This window comes from Promicromonospora sp. NPDC052451 (genome assembly GCF_044547525.1).
Lineage (GTDB): Bacteria > Actinomycetota > Actinomycetes > Actinomycetales > Cellulomonadaceae > Promicromonospora.
Genome location: NZ_JBIUAP010000001.1, coordinates 73550 through 90190 on the forward strand (window position 1 = coordinate 73550; position 16641 = coordinate 90190).

The 16641-nt window shown below is 73.1% G+C and carries 15 protein-coding genes; 4 read left to right on the plus strand and 11 right to left on the minus strand.

Annotated features, from left to right (window positions below):
* Nucleotides 1-243 precede the first annotated feature (243 nt).
* The 3 genes from ACIG47_RS00325 to ACIG47_RS00335 form a co-directional block, all read right to left on the minus strand.
* Nucleotides 244-1473 carry a hypothetical protein gene (locus ACIG47_RS00325; RefSeq protein ID WP_397429154.1) on the minus strand — a complete coding sequence of 410 codons (1230 nt, stop codon included), beginning with the start codon at nt 1471-1473 and terminating at the stop codon, nt 244-246.
* An 83-nt stretch (nt 1474-1556) separates the two neighbouring features.
* A complete protein-coding gene (locus tag ACIG47_RS00330) occupies nt 1557-3170 on the minus strand; it encodes a hypothetical protein (protein WP_397429155.1) in 1614 nt (537 codons plus the stop codon).
* A 236-nt stretch (nt 3171-3406) separates the two neighbouring features.
* Nucleotides 3407-4564: a VIT1/CCC1 family protein gene (locus tag ACIG47_RS00335; protein WP_397429517.1), complete on the minus strand. Its 1158-nt coding sequence runs from the start codon at nt 4562-4564 to the stop codon at nt 3407-3409.
* Between the two features lie 199 nt (nt 4565-4763).
* Here ACIG47_RS00335 and ACIG47_RS00340 point away from each other — a divergent pair, with 199 nt between their 5' ends.
* Nucleotides 4764-5366, plus strand: coding sequence for a ribonuclease H (locus tag ACIG47_RS00340; protein WP_397411953.1), 603 nt, complete (start codon nt 4764-4766; stop codon nt 5364-5366).
* A 77-nt stretch (nt 5367-5443) separates the two neighbouring features.
* Here ACIG47_RS00340 and ACIG47_RS00345 read toward each other — a convergent pair whose 3' ends face one another.
* The 4 genes from ACIG47_RS00345 to ACIG47_RS00360 form a co-directional block, all read right to left on the minus strand.
* Entirely contained in the window at nt 5444-6904 is a 1461-nt protein-coding gene (locus tag ACIG47_RS00345; protein ID WP_397411955.1) for an adenylosuccinate lyase family protein, read from the minus strand.
* 346 nt (nt 6905-7250) lie between these two features.
* Nucleotides 7251-7388: a hypothetical protein gene (locus ACIG47_RS00350; protein WP_397411957.1), complete on the minus strand. Its 138-nt coding sequence runs from the start codon at nt 7386-7388 to the stop codon at nt 7251-7253.
* Nucleotides 7389-7569: 181 nt separating this feature from the next.
* Nucleotides 7570-8490: an intradiol ring-cleavage dioxygenase gene (locus ACIG47_RS00355; protein WP_397429156.1), complete on the minus strand. Its 921-nt coding sequence runs from the start codon at nt 8488-8490 to the stop codon at nt 7570-7572.
* Entirely contained in the window at nt 8483-10330 is a 1848-nt protein-coding gene (locus ACIG47_RS00360) for an FAD-dependent oxidoreductase (RefSeq protein WP_397429157.1), read from the minus strand. Before ACIG47_RS00360 ends, ACIG47_RS00355 begins: the two co-directional genes overlap by 8 nt.
* Nucleotides 10331-10452: 122 nt before the next feature.
* On the opposite strand from ACIG47_RS00360, the gene ACIG47_RS00365 reads away from it, so the two are divergent.
* Together ACIG47_RS00365 and ACIG47_RS00370 are read left to right on the plus strand one after the other, a co-directional pair.
* Entirely contained in the window at nt 10453-11115 is a 663-nt protein-coding gene (locus ACIG47_RS00365; RefSeq protein ID WP_397429158.1) for a histidine phosphatase family protein, read from the plus strand.
* Between the two features lie 33 nt (nt 11116-11148).
* Nucleotides 11149-11640, plus strand: coding sequence for a PH domain-containing protein (locus tag ACIG47_RS00370; protein WP_397411965.1), 492 nt, complete (start codon nt 11149-11151; stop codon nt 11638-11640).
* Nucleotides 11641-11695: 55 nt separating this feature from the next.
* Here ACIG47_RS00370 and ACIG47_RS00375 read toward each other — a convergent pair whose 3' ends face one another.
* The gene (locus ACIG47_RS00375; protein WP_397429159.1) at nt 11696-12415 is read right to left on the minus strand and encodes a MerR family transcriptional regulator; all 720 of its coding nucleotides are present in this window, start codon (nt 12413-12415) and stop codon (nt 11696-11698) included.
* 42 nt (nt 12416-12457) lie between these two features.
* Between ACIG47_RS00375 and ACIG47_RS00380 the strand changes: the two genes are divergently transcribed.
* A complete protein-coding gene (locus ACIG47_RS00380) occupies nt 12458-12925 on the plus strand; it encodes a DUF6194 family protein (protein ID WP_397429160.1) in 468 nt (155 codons plus the stop codon).
* Nucleotides 12926-12976: 51 nt separating this feature from the next.
* Here ACIG47_RS00380 and ACIG47_RS00385 read toward each other — a convergent pair whose 3' ends face one another.
* The 3 genes from ACIG47_RS00385 to ACIG47_RS00395 form a co-directional block, all read right to left on the minus strand.
* A complete protein-coding gene (locus ACIG47_RS00385) occupies nt 12977-13687 on the minus strand; it encodes an MOSC domain-containing protein (RefSeq protein WP_397411971.1) in 711 nt (236 codons plus the stop codon).
* A 68-nt stretch (nt 13688-13755) separates the two neighbouring features.
* Complete coding sequence (locus tag ACIG47_RS00390) at nt 13756-14979, minus strand: metallophosphoesterase family protein (RefSeq protein WP_397429161.1); 1224 nt, start codon at nt 14977-14979, stop codon at nt 13756-13758.
* Nucleotides 14980-15054: 75 nt separating this feature from the next.
* Entirely contained in the window at nt 15055-16476 is a 1422-nt protein-coding gene (locus tag ACIG47_RS00395) for an amino acid permease (protein WP_397429162.1), read from the minus strand.
* Nucleotides 16477-16641 lie beyond the last annotated feature (165 nt).

Below are 16641 nucleotides of genomic sequence, written 5' to 3' on the forward strand. Positions count from 1 at the left end.
GCGAGCGGGTGGACAGCACGCGAACAGCGGAGCGGGAGCCCAGGCCACCCCCCGATGACCTGAGCTCCCGCTCCGTTCAGTTCCGGTCCGCGGACCGGGGCGCCCCCCAGCGGCGCCCCGACCCTACGAACCTGCCGACCCGGGCCTGGGTCGGTCCTCGGTCGCGAGTCACCGTGGTGCCTCATGACCGGGGGCCGGGCCCGGATCGTTGTCGTCCGTCATGGTGTGGTCAGTGACCACACCTCAACGGCGACGTGTGCGGAGCACCGCGATCCCCAGCCCCAGCAGGAGCGAGATCAGCGAGAGCTGCCCCGTAAACATGTGGCCCGTCCGAACGGTCGTGTCACCGGGCACACGCACCGGCTCCGCCTCGTTCTCGGGCTCCGGCTCGGCCTCGGGCACCGGTTCGACCGTCGTGCCCAGGAACCCGCCGGTCAGACCGCCCGGCAGGATGTTCGTGTCGTACGACCGGGAGTCACGGGCCGGCCGCCCGTCGCCCCAGCGCAGGTCGACGCTGCCCTCGGGCAGCTCACGAGCTGCGACGGGCACGGCCACCGGGGTCACGGCGGGCATCGTGCTGTCAGCGGCCACCGGTGCGCTCGGGCTGGTCATGCCGTGCCCGGGCTCCACGGGAAGCACCGTCGTGAGCTCCACCTCGCCGGGGTTCCCGGCGGCCGGGTCGACGCCGTGCGTCCCCGGGCGGTCGTCGGGACGGTCGGTGTCCGGACGGTCGCTGCCGGGACGGTCCGTGCTGCTGCCAGGGGATCCCGGCGCGTGGTCGCCCTCGCCCTCGCCCTCCCCGGGCCGTCCAGTTCCCGGACCGTGGCCGCCCGGGTGCTCGGTGCCGGGCTCCTCGGTGCCGGGTTCTTCCGTCCCAGGTTCCTCGGTACCCGGGCCGGTTCCCGGCTCCCCGACTCCCGGCCAGCCTGTTCCGGGCTCCTCCGTTCCGGGCTCCTCCGTTCCAGGCTCCTCAGTTCCAGGCCCCTCAGTTCCAGGCTCCTCAGTTCCAGGCCCCTCAGTTCCAGGCTCCTCAGTTCCAGGCTCCTCGCCCGGCTCCTCGGCGCCCGGCGACGGCACGCCCGTCAGCAGATCGTCGACCAGGCCGCCCTCCCCCAGCGCGCCCTCGACGACACCGGCGACATCGCCCTCGACGAGCGACCCGACGACACCCTCGCGTCCCACGAGGTTCTCCACGAGCCCGCCCACGACCCCGCGCTGCCCGTCTCCCTGCGTCGCACCGCCGGCCGCGTCATCGAGGCTCACGACGGCCGCACCAGCAGCGTCCGCACCAGCAGCAGCGTCCGCACCAGCAGCATCCGTGCCGCCGGCGTGCGCCTCCGCAGCGGCTACCGTCTCGGGGCGCGCCGGGTCCGGCCGCTCGCCGGCCGCGGCGTACGCGGCGGACGCGCCGACGACGACGAGGCCGCCCGCGACGAGTGCCGTGCACAGGGCGCGTCGGATGAATGTGTCCATGGGGGTCTCTCCTTGCCTGTCCTGGAACCGACGGCAGAGCCGCCGTCGGGTGGTACCGCACGCGTCGGCGCGGTCCACCCAGGTCAGGCAGGAGAGACAGGGATGTCCGTGTAGCTGCTGGACAGCTTGGCGCGCGACTCGTCCACCGAGACGCGCCAGGCCCGGGCCCGGAAGACCAGGAGGGCCGCGAGCATCGCCAGGGGCTCGCCGCCCAGCGGCTTGAGCTGCGACGCGCCGCCGCTCGCGAGGCCACCGGAGCCGGCGGCGAGCGCTGCGCCCGCTCCGCCGGCCCCGAGCGGCAGGCCCGCACCCGGGCCGCCCGCGGCGGACCCGGTCAGGACGTCGTGCACGCTCACGGTGTCCGTCGCGGCGGTATCGCCGGCAGCGGTCGCCGCCGTCGGCGCGAGCATCGCGTCCTGGACCCCTGCCGGGGTCCGGACCACGACACCCGCGGCGTCCCCGGAGGCCTGCAGCGACCCCGGGTACGCCGGCTCGGTGGGCTCCACGATCAGCTCGGCAGGAACCACGGTCGCCGGAAGGGTCGGCGCCGCGGGAACGGCCGGAAGCTCCGGCACGAGCACCTCGGGCAGTGGAGCGAGGGGCGCCACGATCGGGTCGAGCGGTTCGACGACCGGCTCGAGAACCTCGCCGACCGGGGCGACGACCTGGACCACGGGCGTCAGCACCGGGGCGAGCGCGTCGGTGATCGGCGCGGTCACGGGATCGAGCGCCCCCAGGACGGGGCCGGTCACGCCGCCCACGACGTCGGTCACCGGGGAGAGCAGCCCGGCCACGGGGGACAGGAGGCCGTCGGTCACGGGTGCCAGCGGCTCGGTCACCGTGCTCAGCACGGGCGCCAGCGGCGAGACGATCTGCCCGACGACGCCCGTCACCGGAGCGAGCTGCTCGCCGAGGGGCTCGGTCACCGGGGTCAGGATCGTGCCGACCTGCTCGGTCACGGGCCGCAGCACCGGGTCGGAGACCTGCTCGACGACGTCGGCGGTGCGGGTGACGGGCTCCTCCACGATCGAGGTGACGATCTCGCCCAGGGGCGCCGTCACCCCGCTGCGCACCGGCTCCGTCGCCGGCGTCAGCACACCCTCGGAGACCGCGGCCACCGCGCCCTCGACGGTCTCCGTGACCGGGTCCGTCGGCTCAGGAGCGGCGGTGCCGGGCGCGTCCGTCTCCGACGGCGCGGGCTTCGTGGTGCCGGACCCCGCGGGCTGCTCGGCGGCGGCACCCGTCCCCGCCGTGCTCTGCCCGGTCGACGACGGGTCGGTGGCCGGCTCCGGTGCAGGCTGCGTCGCCTGCCCGCCGGCCGCGGCCGGCTCACCCGCCGCACCCTCGGGCGCAGCGGCTCCGGCGTCCTCGGCCCCGGCGTCACCGGGCTCGACGGTCCCGGCGTCCTCGGGCGCGGCGTCCGGCGCGGGCGTCAGGCCCAGCAGGCCGGTGGTCGACGTGACGAGCCGGGCGGTCGCGTCCAGCGTGTCGCCGAGGACGGAGCCGCGGACGCCGGCGGCGGGGTCGGTGGCCTCACGGACCACTGAGTCGGCAGGCCCGCCCTCGGCGGCGGCGGACGGTGCCGCGAGCGTGACGCCGAGCGCGAGGCCCGCGGCACCGAGTGCGACCGTCCCGGCGGCGCGCGCGACGAGGCGACGGAGGTGCTCCCCCGTGCCTGTCAGCGCGTCCCTCGACATCGGTCTCCCGCTCTCCGGCCCGGACGGGCCGCCAGCAGATATGTATACGCATCAAATCTTCGCGGCGTCACGCATATCGGCAACTGCATACCTGCGGTTTGCGGATCGAGAATTTTGTGCTTAGGAACTGCGACATGTCGGGAGAGGCGCGTTATCTCGGGCATCTCACGGGATCGACCCCTATGCGGATCACCCGCAGAACCACTATGGGTGAACTTGTCCGGGTCGAGCAAGAGTCAGGCGACGGTGGCCCCGAAGATCAGCCCGAGCACGTAGGTGACACCCGCCGCGCCGAGACCGATGGCGATCTGGCGCAGGGCACGCGTGAGCGGCGACGTCCCCGAGAGCAGCCCGACGACCGCCCCCGTCGCCAGCAGCGCGATCCCCACGAGGGCCGTGGAGACCACCACCGCCGCGAGCCCGCCCAGACCGAACAGGTACGGCAGCACCGGGATCACCGCGCCCGACGCGAAGAAGCAGAAGGACGAGAACGCCGCGCCCCACGCCGTGCCGTGCGTCTCCAGGTCGTCACCGTCGCCGTCGCCGTCGGCGACGGGCTCGGCGTCGGCCGCCTGCGGGTGCAGCAGCGGGCTCCCGTGGTCGCCGGGTGTGACGGCGAGCCGGGCGAGCACGGCGTCGGCGTGCGCGGTCGCGTCGTCGACGGTCATGCCCCGCGCCCGGTACACGAGCGCGAGCTCGTTCGCGTCGACGTCGAGGTGCGGCAGCGCGGCCGCGGCGTCGGGCGACGGCGACGACGCCTCCAGCAGCTCGCGCTGTGAGCGCACCGAGATGAACTCGCCGGCGCCCATCGAGAGCGCACCCGCCAGGAGACCGGCCAGACCCGACAGCAGCACGGTGCTCGTCGCCACCCCGGAGGCGCCGATGCCCAGCACGAGAGCGAGGTTGGACACGAGGCCGTCGTTGGCGCCGAACACCGCCGCGCGGAACGTGCCGGACAGCCGGTTGCGACCGCGGGTGGCCAGGGCGCGCACCACCTCCTCGTGGATCTGCTCGTCGGCCGCCATCGTCACGGTGGCGTCGGCGTCGTGCGCGTAGGACGAGCGGGCCTCGGCCCGCTGGGCGAGCGCCAGCACGAACACGCCGCCGAACCGCCGGGCGAGGAAGCCGAGCGCACGCGTGCGCAGGTCGCCCCGCACCGGCGCGCCGACGTCCGGGCCCAGGAGGTCGAGCCAGTGCGACTCGTGCCGCTTCTCCGCCCGCGCGAGGGCGAGCAGGATCTCCCGCTCCTCACCCGTGCGGCGCCCGGCCAGGTCCCGGTAGACGGCAGCCTCGGCCCGCTCGTCGGCGAGCAGACGGCGCCACCGACGGATGTCCGCGCGGGTGCGGGGCCGGGAGGGGTGCTGCTCCTGCGCGCGCTCGGCGGGCGTCGGCATGCTGCCGGACGGGCGGCGGGGCGGTTGGGGCGAGGCGTGGGGCACGTCGTCATCATGCCCAGGAAACGGCGGCCATGGGTTTCGTGGCTCCGGGGTGACGGGTTCGCCGTCCCGAACTCTCGGACGGGGACACCGACATCCGGTACCCGCGCCGCCACGCCCTGGGCGCCCGCACGGGTTGCGGGCGGAAGGATGCACAATGGACGCCGTGATCATCGTCAGCACGCACGGGTCGGCCGCGCCCGGCGGCGCGATCGGATGGGCATGGATCAACCACGCGGGCGGTCAGTTCGACTCGGGCGGCGCTGCCCGGGGCAACGACCAGGTCGCGGCGCTCTCGGCCCTGCTGCGCGCGATCGAGGCGCACCCCGGCGACGAGCCCCTCCTGGTGGAGTCGAGCTCGCAGTACGCCGTCCGGTCGGTGTCCGAGTGGTCCGAGGGATGGAAGCGCAACGGCTGGCGCTCCCCGTCCGGCGACCCGGTCCCCAACGTGGAGCTGGTGCGTGACGTCGACCGCGCCGTCTCGGAGCGCACCGGACCGGTCCGGTTCCACTGGGTGCGGGGCCACGTCGGCAACCCTTACAACGAGCGGGTCGACCAGCTCGCCGGCTTCGCTGCCGAGGAGTGGGCGGCCGGGCGGGGCGGCGTCGGCGAGATGCTCGTGCCGGACGGCGGGATGATCCCCGACGCCGAGCTGCGCGGCGGGAGCGTTCCCGCGGAGCCGGCCGAGGCGCCGGCGGCACCGGCCCCGACCCCGGTCGGCACGACGGGCCGCACCTGGGAGTCCCTGACCCTGTTCTGACCTACCCGGCCTCGTCGAGTGCCGGGTATGCGCCCTCGTGATCCACCAAGGAGGGCAGATACCCGGCACTCAGCGCTCTAGAGCCCTACGAGCACGCGGTCCTGGCTGGAGGTCGTGGTGTCGGGCTCCGTCTCGCGGACGAAGAGCGGGACGGGCTTGGCCGTGCGGGCGCTGAACTCCAGCCGGTCGGCGACCGCGCGGGCGTGCTGTGCCATCTCGTGGGCGATCGTGACGCTCTCGCCGAGGTAGGCGCGGGGATCGATCAGGCGGCTGATCTCGGCGCGGTCGAAGTAGGCGCTGACCGTCGCGTTGCGCACCAGCAGGTCCAGGAACGGAGCGTCGCCGACGGCGGACTCCTGCGCCACCTCGTACACGACCTCGTGCGCCTTCTGCCGGCCGATGCGCTCCCCCAGCTCCATCATGAGCGACTCCGAGCCGATCAGGCCCTCGCTCAGGGCGAGGTTGGCGCGCATGCGCTGCTCGTCGAGCTCCAGCCCGTCGAGGATGACGTCGAGACGGGTCAGGATGTCGCCGGCCAGGACGGTGGCGCGCGCGACGGTCTCCTCCAGGAGATCTGTCATGCCGCCGTTGGCCTCGTGGTCGTGCTGCATGGACTCCAGTGCGGGCGCGGCAAGGGCGCGGAGCTGGGCACTCATGGACAGCAGGTCGAGGGCGAGCTGCGGGTTGCGCTTGTGCGGCATGGTCGAGCTGCCGACGGTTCCCTCGGGGATGGGCTCGAACGCCTCGCCGAACTCCGGCTGCATCATCGAGTAGATGTCCTTGCCGATCTTGCCGGCCGTGCCCGCGACCTGGGCGAGCGTCAGCACGAGCTCGACGATGCCGTCGTTGATCGCCCGCGACGGCACGGGCATGGTGCCCAGCCCGAGGTGGTTCGCGACCCGGCGCTCGACCTCGCGCCCGGCGGGGCCGAACGACGCGAACGTGCCGACCGCACCGCCCATGAGCACCCGGAACAGCCTGTCCTCCAGGCGCTCCAGGCGGTCGGTGTGCGCGGTGAGCTCGTCGATCCAGACGGCCACCTTGAAGCCGAACGTGACCGGCACCGCGTGCTGGCTGTGCGTGCGGCCCGCCATCGGCACGGCCGCGGACGCCTCCGCCTGCTTCGACATGCCACGCAGCACCTTGGCGAGCAGGTCCTTGATGGCGCGGTGCGCGTCACGCAGGACGAGGACGTCGGCGGTCTGCGTGATGTTCTGCGTGGTGGCACCCCAGTGCACCCAGCCGCCGTGCTGCCGGCCGACCACCCGGGCGAACTCCTCGATGAGCGGCATCAGGGGGTGGCTGGCCGACGCCGTCTCGGCCGCGACGCGATCGAGGTCGAGCTTGTCGATCTGGGCGTGCTGCGCGATCGCCTCCCCCGCCGGCTCCGGGATCAGGCCGGCCTCCGCCTCGGCCAGAGCGAGCGCGGCCTCGACGTCGAGGCGCGCCTGGAATCGGTTCTCGACGCTGAAGAGGTGCGCGATCCCCGCGTCGGGTACGCGTCCGTCCGTGAAGTGTCGAATCGATTCGTTGATCATCCCTGGATTCCCCGCTCAGTTTTCGCCGCACGTGACTGGTCGTGCTCCGGCACACTGCCGTACCGAATTGTGGAAGATGAAGCCGCATACAGCCTAGCGGAAATGTTTCAGCCATGTAACACGAGTGATGCCTGTCACACCCGGGAACCCCGCGTTGTGGGGTCGTACCAGCCCGTTCACCGGGGCCGGCCGGCGCACGGGACCGAGGGGGTGAACTTTGGAACCGTCTCGCCTGGCGGACGATCCGAGAACGACAGCACGCCCACGTCCCGGGTCAGCTGCACGGAGCAGGTGACCGGGGACGCAGGCGTCCGGTCTCGGCGAAGCGGGGAAGGGCGTTACGCGGTCAGCCCGCGGACGTCTCCTCGGAAGCATCGCGTTCCTCGCGTTGCGGCGAGAACGCGTCGAGGACGCTCCGGTGCAGGAGCGTGGTCCGGCGCGGGTTGGCGATGGAGTGGTACTGAGCGTCGTCGGCGTCCGTCATGGTCCTCCTCCGGTGCAGCCAGGCGTAGCGCTGCACGTGGTTCACCGCTGATGTGCGGGTCTACCATTTTCGGCGGTACCGCGTCTCGCCGTCGACCGAAGTGGCTGTGACATCGACCTCACCACCGCGTCAGCACGCGGCGGGCGGGCCCGGCTCACCGCCCCGTGCACGCCGGCCCCGGTCAGCCGCCCGGAGCGAGCACGACGTCGAAGCGCGTGCGTGCCCAGGTGCCGTCGACCGCGCGGCCGTCCGGTGTCGGCGTGCCGGCGGGCTGCTCGTCGAAGTCCATGACGAGCGAGTCCTTGACGCCGAACACCGAGTCCGAGGCGAGCAGCTCGTCGCCGCGCACGAAGATGTGGGTCACCAGCGTGCGCAGCCCGGGCGCCGTCACCATGAAGTGCAGGTGCGCGGCGCGCATCGGGGAGCGGCCGGACGCCGCCAGCAGCGCACCCACCGGACCGTCGTGCGGGATCGGGTACGGCGTGGGCGTGACACCCCAGAAGCGGTAGCCGCCGTCGTCGTCCGTGAAGAGGTGGGCGCGGCCCGCGGTGCGGTCGTCGCCGTACTGGACGTCGTAGAACCCGTCCTCGTCCGCCTCCCACACCTCGATGCGCGCGCCCGGGACCGGCTTGCCCGCGGTGTCGGTGACGGTGCCCTCGACCCAGCAGGGCTGGCCGGTGGCGCCGCCGGCGATGTCGCCGCCGTTCTCGATGCGCGGGGCGTCGTCCACGAAGAACGGGCCGAAGACGGTGGCCTCCGTCGCGTTCTCGTAGGCCGCGTTGTTGATGGCGATGGTCTGCATGGAGGCGCCAAGCACGTCGGACAGCAGGATGAACTCCTGCCGCTTGTCGTCGGTGATGTGACCGGCGGCGGTGAGGAACGCGATGCCCTGGTTCCACTCGTCGTCGGTGAGCCGCACCTCGCGCAGGAAGGCGTGCAGGTGCCGGGTCAGGGACTGCAGGACGGTCGCCAGGCGCTCGTCGTCCGCGCCCGCGAACGACGCCGCGACCCGGTCGACGAGCTCCTGCTCGCGGGCGGCCTGCTCGGCGTCGACGGGCTCGGCCGGGTGCCCGGCGGCCCCTGCGGCGTGCGGCTCAGTCATCGTGCCGCCCCCTGCCGAGGACCGAGCGAAGGGCGTCGCCCAGCGCGCCCGCCGGGTCGTCGGCCAGGGTCTGCGCCCGCCACGCGACGTGCGTGTCGGGCCGGACCAGGACGGCGCCCGACTCCTCGACCCCGCGGATCCGTGCCCAGTCGTAGTAGGTGTCGATCACCTCGCGCCCCGGTCCGATGACCACCGCCGCCAGCGGCACGCCGAGCTCGGCGGCGACCTTCGCCGCGGCGTCGGCCCAGGCCTCGCCCGCGATGCCGGTCACGAGCGTGAACCGCCCGTACGGGACCAGGTCGTGCGTCGAGCGCTTGTGCCCGTCCACGTCGGCCACCCAGACGTGCGGGAACCGCGCGCCGGGCACCGTGGACTGCTGGTAGTAGAGCTCGGGGTCGCGCTCGTCCCCAGGCTGGGGAGAACCGTCGGGGACGATCGCGGCCGACTCGTAGAACTGGCCCATCTCCACGCCGTGCGCGTTGAACTCGTAGTGCTTGAGGTCCATGGCCTCCACGAGCGCCGCCCGCTTGGCCGCACCGGCCGGCGTGTTCGCCTTGCGCTCGTCGATCGCGGCCTGCATGGCCTCCGGCGTCTCCGCGTCCAGGACCCCGAGCACCTCCATGAACCGGAACTCGCCGCCCGACTTGTTGGCGCGCAGCACGATCTGCTCCGCGACCGGGGCACGCTCGGTCGAGTACGTGTCCAGCAGCGACGGCGCGGCATGGCCGTTCAGCACCGCGGCGATCTTCCACGCCAGGTTGTAGGAGTCCTGGACCGACGTGTTGGAGCCCAGCCCGTTGCTCGGCGGGTGCCGGTGCACGGCGTCGCCCGCGCAGAAGACCCGGCCCTTCTGGAGGCGGGTGGCGTACATCTGGTTGTTGCCCCACAGCGAGTAGCCGGTGATCTCGACGTCGAGGTCCTCCACGCCCACGAGCTGACGCACGATCTCGGTGGCCGCCGCGTCGTCGAGCTGCGGCGGGTCGCCCGCGATGTCGTAGCCCCACACGATGAGCCACTCGTTCCACGGCCGCACCATGCGGACCAGACCCGCGCCGATGCCGCCGACGTCGGAGCCCGGCTGGAGCACCCAGTACAGGACCGACGGGCGGTGGCCCACGAGGTGCGTCAGGTCGGCCTTGAAGGTGATGTTCATGGAGCCGGCGATGTCCATCGCGCCCTCCATGGGCAGGTCGATGTCCGCGGCCACCTGGGAACGGGCGCCGTCGCCGCCGATCAGGTACTTCGAGCGGATCGTGTACTCGGTGCCGGTGAGACGGTCGAGCACGCGGGTGCTGACGCCGTCGTCGTCCTGCGTGTGGCCCAGGTACTCCGTGGAGAACCGCGTCTGCGCACCCCGCTGGGCGGCGTTCTTCACCAGGATCGGCTCGAGATAGGTCTGCGGGATGTCGACGGTGAGCGACGGCGACGCGAGGCGTGCGTCCGCCTCGCGGGCCGGGTGCGTCTCCCAGGTGAGGATGCGGCCGATCTCCTCGCCCGCGATCGTCGTGCAGAACACCGTGTCGCCGACGAGCTCGTGCGGCGTGGCGTCCGCGAGCACCTGGTCCTCGATGCCCAGGTCGCGGAAGATCTCCATCGTGCGCTGGTTGGTGATGTGCGCACGGGGCGTGTTCGCCGTCCAGCGGTACTTGGTGATCATGATGGTGCCGACCCCGAGGCTGGACAGGAACAGGGCCGCCGACGCGCCCGCCGGGCCGGAACCCACGACCAGCACGTCGGTCTCGACGACGACGTCGGTGGCGCCCGGTGTCCCGGTCCCGGTGCTGCGTGCGGCGGTGCTGGGCAGTGCGGTCGCGGTCTGACCGTCGTCGAACTCAGGCATGACCCCAGGATGTCGTGCGACCACCTCACAGAAAAGGGCAAACCAGTAATTTGCCTCAGGTATCCGCAGGTGGGACGGCGTGCAGGGGTGCGCGCGCCCGCCGGACGCTGGATGCTCGTCCCATGCCGCACCAGCCGCCGAACCAGCCCCAGCCCCTGACTCCCCCGCGCGATCCCCAGCTCGTGCTGCTCCGGCACGGCGAGACGGAGTGGAGCCGGAGCGGACAGCACACCGGACGCACCGACATCCCGCTCACCGAGGCCGGCGAGGAGCAGGCACGGTCGGCGGGGACCACGCTGGCCCGCTACGAGTTCGCCGCCGTCCGCACCTCGCCGCTGACCCGCGCCCGGCGGACGGCGGAGCTCGCCGGGCACCCGGACGCCGTCGTCGACGAGGACCTCGCCGAGTGGGACTACGGGCCCGTGGACGGCCGCACCTCCCGCGACGTGTCCGAGGAGCTGGGCCGCGAGTTCCAGATCTTCGAGGACGGCGTGCGCGTGCTGCCGCCCTCGCCCGAGCACGGAGACGGACGGCCGGGCGAGACGCTGGAGCAGGTCGCCGCCCGGGTAGCCCGGGTGGTCGCCCGCGCGGAGGAGACGCTCGGGGCCGGGGGCGACGTGCTGCTCGTCGCGCACGGCCATCTGCTGCGGGTGCTCGCCACCGTCTGGCTCGGGGTGGACCCGCGGCTGGGCGCCCGGTTCGAGCTCGGCACGGCCGCCGTGTGCCTCCTCGGATACGGGCACGACCTCCGCACGATCGAGGGATGGAACCTGGCCGCACAGTAGATCCGGTTCGCGCAGTAGGGCAGTATTCGCGGAATGAGGGAAGAGCACCTCGCCGACGGCGAGACCATCGTGATGCAGCTCCGCACCCACCCCAAGAAGATCGTCAAGCCGGTCCTGCTGCTGCTGGTGCTGGTCGTCGTCCTGGTGGCCCTGTGGGTGCTGCCCCTGCCGGTGGACCCGATCGTGCTGTGGTTCGCGACCGCGGTGCTCGTGCTCCTCGGCCTGGTCGCGGCCGCAGGGCCGTTCCTGCGCTGGCGTACCACCCGGTACATCATCACCAACCAGCGCGTCGCGCTGCGCACCGGCATCCTGACGCAGACGGGCCGCGACATCCCGCTCTACCGGATCAACAACGTCACGTTCGAGAAGCAGCTCAGCGACCGGTTCTTCGGCTGCGGCACGCTCGTGATCTCGGACGGCACCGACCAGCCGGGCATGGTGCTGGACGACGTGCCGGACGTCGAGCAGGTGCAGCGCACCCTCCAGGACCTGGTGCGGCAGGGCAAGCTGCTCAGCGACGACTGAGGCCCGCCCGAGTCGCTGACCGGGCGGGGTTCGCCGGGTGTCCGGGGTAGCGCCGTCAGCCTGCCTCGATGACCGCCGCGATGTCGGCGCCGGCGCGGAGCAGGGCGATCGTGCGGGTGGCGATCTGGTCCAGGCGGTGGTCCAGGATCTGCCTGGTCTCGGCGATGCCGGCGTGCCCCCGCAGCGACGCGACGACGTCCCGCACCGCCGGGATGCCGTAGCCACCGGCGCGCAGCGCGGCCACGACGCGCGCCTCGCGGACGGCGGCGGGGCCGTACTGGCGGGCGCGGAGGCTCGTCACCCGCTGCGGGACGGCGAGGCCCTCCTGCTCCCAGAACCGGAGCGTGGACGCGCGCACGCCGAGGGCCGCGGCGAGCTGGGTGATGGTCATGACATCGGCGTCGTCGAGCTCGCCGTGCGCGGGCAGCTCGCCCTCGATGGCGTCGAGCGCCGCCCGCGCACGGAGCACCTCGTCCCGCTCCTGCGCCAGGCGGACGTGGACGGCGCCGACCGCGGCGGCGGCACCGGCGAGGTCCGCCACCTCCGCGAGCAGGCGCCGCGCCTCGACCGGGCCCGCCGCGCTCGCCAGGCCCCGGTACGCACGCAGTGCCCGGACGTGCCTGCCGGTGTAGGCGCGGTACCCGTTGGCCTCGCGGACCGCGGGCGGGATGACGCCCAGGCGTTCCAGGTCCCGGACCTGCTGCGGCGAGTAGCCGGACTCGCGGGCGACGTCGGCGGTGCGCAGCCGGCCACCGGCCGTGGTTCGAGGTGTCACGGACCCAACCCCACAGAAGCACTTGAAGGTGATGCTTGAAGCATGGACCACTCGCAGAGTACCGACCCGACCACCCGACGGATCCTCGAGACGGTGCGTGCCCTCGACGGCGCGCTCGTCGTGGCCCCGACCGCCGGCGACCCCGACGTGCCCGAGCTGGCCTGGGGCGACACCTTCTTCTACTACGCACCCGACGGCCGGATGCCCCGGAACGTCCAGCCCTACGCCACCATCGTCACCAAGGACTACCCGGACGACACGGCCTCCGACCTCGACCCGGCGGGGCGCCTGCGCGTCAACATCCACGTGGGACGCACCGCGCTGCACGAGCTCACGGAGCCTGGTGCCGCGCCGCCCGACACCGCCGACGTGCTGCTGCCCCACCCCGTCTACGGGTCGGCCGGCTGGGTCGCCGTGGTCAATCCCGGACCGAGCACGACGGACACGGTGCTCCGGCTCCTGCGCGAGGCGCACGAGGCCGCCCGGGCCCGGTACGAACGCCGGGCCTGACCGCGCGAACACCTCCCCGGGCGGCTGACGGACGGCAGGGCGTGACGCCCGTCAGTCGACGACGGCCCCGCCCGCCGCCTGCTCGGCGCGGCGCAGCATGTCGACGCTGAGCCGGACGTCGCCCGCCGCCTGCGCGTTCAGGAGCCGCTGCGCGAGCCGCTCCAGCGCGTCGGGGTCGGGCGCGCCCTTCTCGTCCGCACCCGGGGCGCCCGCGACCGGCACGCCGTAGCGGGCGGCGAACCAGTCGGAGATCGTCACGCCGTGCACGGGGCGCTGCACGACGTCGACGGTGTCGCCGGCGCCGAGGTCACCGTTCTCGATCACGCGGAGGTACGCCCCCGTGCGGTTGGCCTGCGCGAACCGGCGCACCCAGCGCTGCTCGCCGAGCCGGCGTCCGAAGGTCTGGCAGGGCACGCGGGGCTGGGTGACCTCCAGCAGCGCCGACCCGACCTGCCACCGTTCGCCGATCACCGCACGGTTCACGTCCAGGCCGCTGGTGCGCAGGTTCTCGCCGAACAGGCCGGGTGTCACCTCACGGCCCAGCTCGGCGGACCAGTGGTCGGCGTCCTCCTGGGCGTAGGCGTAGACCGCCTGGTCGAGACCGCCGTGGTTGGCGCGGTCCGCCTGGAGGTCCGCGTACAGACCGAGGGGCCGCACCTTCACGCGGCCCTCGACGGGACGCTTGTCGATGGCCGTGACTCCGACGGGGCCGGCGTCGGGGTGCAGGACGTGGACGCGGCACACCGCGAGGAGCTCAGCCATGCACCCATTTTCTCATTCCGGACGTGTCTCCCGGCCGCCCCCGCGGGCGGCCGGGAGAACGGCCGGGACTACTTGCCCCGGGGCAGCGGCAGGGGCTCCATCCACTGGTCGTTCGCGGTGAGGTCGATGCCGAACTCCGACGCGAAGCGCATGCGTGTACCGGCCAGCACGCCGTCGACCGACTCGTCGAGGTCGTAGACCCGGGCGCCGCGCAGGCGGTTGCGCTCGGCGCCGCCGAGGCCGTACGTGCCGAACCCGGTGTTGCCCGCGTACCCGAGCAGCACGCCGTAGTAGTCGCCCGAGTAGGTGTTCACGTGGTCGTGCCCGCAGAACACGCCGCGGACGTCGCCGCGGTGCTGGATCGCCGAGAACATGCCGGAGTTGAACGGACCGGGGCACTCGTCCTCGTTCCGCTCCCCCTCGATGCGGTGGCGGACCCGGCCGCGCTCGTGGTCGGCGTCGGTACGCCCGTCCACGGAGCCGAACCACATGAACCGGTACTCCCACAGCGGGATGTGGATGAACATGAGCGACGGGATCACGCGTCCGTACCGGCGCTCGAGCTGGACCGACGTGTCGTAGTACCACTTCACCTGGTCCATGCGCAGCCAGTCCCAGTGAGGGTAGCCGTCGAAGTCCTGGCCCGCGAGGGTGTCGGGGGCGTACCGCCCGGAGTCGAGCAGCCACAGGTTGAACGCCGGGCGGCCGCCGGTGCCCTCGATCAGCACGTTCGAGTTGCCCTGGCCGGTGACGCCGGGCGCCGTCGGGCCGTTCACGTTGTGGCGGTAGGACCGGTAGAAGGCGAGCATGTCCGCCTCGTCCACGCCGCTGTCCGGCGTGGAGTCCTCGTCGTGGTTGCCGAAGGTGACGGCCCACGGGATCGCCCGCTCCTCCATCGGCTGCACCACGTTGTTCATCGCCTGGCGCATCTCCAGCGGGGTGTCGCAGCCGCCGGTGATGTTGTCACCGTTGAGGACGACGAGGTCGGGGCGCTCGTCGTCGAGCACCGCCCGCATCAGCTCCAGCGTGCGGCGGTCGATCTTCTCGTCGTCCTGCGTGTCGTTGAACTGGACGACCTTGAACTTCCCGTCCCGCCCGAACCGCAGTCCGCGCTGCGGGTGCCGGGCGAGCTCGGCGGCGTCGGCCGGTGCGGCGGCGGCAGTGGCCGCCACGGTCGCGACGCCCGCGGCGCCGAGGCTGCTCAGGGACAGGAACGTACGGCGGTCGACGCCGGTGGCGTCGCCGGCCGGGGTGGTCTCGGTCGGCGTGCCGCCGACGGTGTTCTCACTCATGCCGACGACGATCGGGGGCCGCGCTGGCGGCCGCTCGTCCGGCGGATGGACCCCCGGTGACGGTCTGCTGAACGCCTACCGCCGGGCCGGCTCCGCGGAGTCGGGCCGGGAACGGCGCACGGCCTGAGCGATCACGTAGACCACCAGGATCACGGCGACCAGGCCGGTGGTCGCGGCGATCTGCGGGCGGGCGGCGGCGTCGGACAGCATGAGGGCGACCACCGCCACGAGCGCCGCCAGCGTGGCCCAGGAGAGCCACGGGTAGCCCCATGCGCGCAGGCGCAGCGTCTCGCCCCGCTCCGCCGCCGCGGCCTCCAGCCGCGGCCGCAGCCGGAGCTGCGCCACGACCACCAGCAGCCACACCACGAGCAGCGCGGAGCCGACGGCGTTGAGCAGCACGCCGAGCAGCGACTCGGGCAGCAGGTAGTTCAGCAGCACGGCGACGACGCCGAAGAACACCGAGACCAGTACCGCCACCCACGGCACGTCGCGGCGGGAGACCCGGGTCGCGAGCGCCGGTGCGTCACCGCGGCCGCCGAGCGAGAACAGCATGCGGGAGGTCGCGTAGACGTTGGCGTTGAAGGCGCTCAGCAGTGCGAGCACCACGACGACCTCCATGAGCCGCGCCGCGCCGTCGAACCCGGCCATCTCCAGCACGGAGACGAACGGCGACTCCAGGCGGGCGGCGTCGGTCCACGGGATGAGGGCGACCATGATCGCGACCGAGCCCACGTAGAAGAACAGGATGCGCCACAGGATGGTGCGGGTCGCGCTGGCGACCGCCGCCCGCGGGTCGCGGGCCTCCGCGGCCGCGATGGTGACGATCTCGATGCCGCCGAACGCGAAGACCACGGTGAGCAGGCCGGCCGCGATGCCCGCGAGGCCGGCGGGGGCAAAGCCGCCGTGCTCGGCCCAGTGACCCAGGACGCTGCCGGTCACGGGCACCACGCCCGTGACGATGAGCACGCCGAGCACCAGGAAGCCGACGATCGCCGCCACCTTGACGGTCGCGAACCAGAACTCGGCCTCGCCGAACTGCCGCACGCCGATCAGGTTGACGGCACCGAACACCGCGACCACGGCCGCCGCGACCGCCCACTGCGGCACCGCGGGCCACCAGCCGTGCACGATCCCGGCCACACCGGTCACCTCGACGCCGAGCACCATGACGATGGTGAACCAGTACAGCCAGCCCAGCAGGAACCCGGCCCAGCGGCCCAGCGCGGCCTCGGCGTAGACGGAGAAGGACCCGCTCGACGGGAGCGCGGAGGCCATCTCCGCCAGCATCCGCATGACGAGCACCACGATCGCGCCGGCGATCGCGTAGCTGAGCAGCACCGCGGGACCTGCCGCGGCCACGCCCAGGCCGGAGCCCAGGAACAGGCCCGCGCCGATGGCGGACCCCAGGCCCATCATGGTCAGGTGGCGCGTGCGCAGCCCGTGCGCGAGCTGCCGGTCGGTCTCGGCGCTGCCGCTCGTCTCCTCAGTAGTGCTCACGACCGACCACGGTAACCCGACAGCGGCGTCGGCCCCGCAGCGGATGTGAGTGGTTCGGCTCCGGTGAGAGACTCGTGCCTGTGACCGATCCCGCCCTCACCCCCGCTCCCGACGAGGACCTGGACTACGGCCTGGAGACCCCGCTGGCCGGCCACCCGGAGCCGT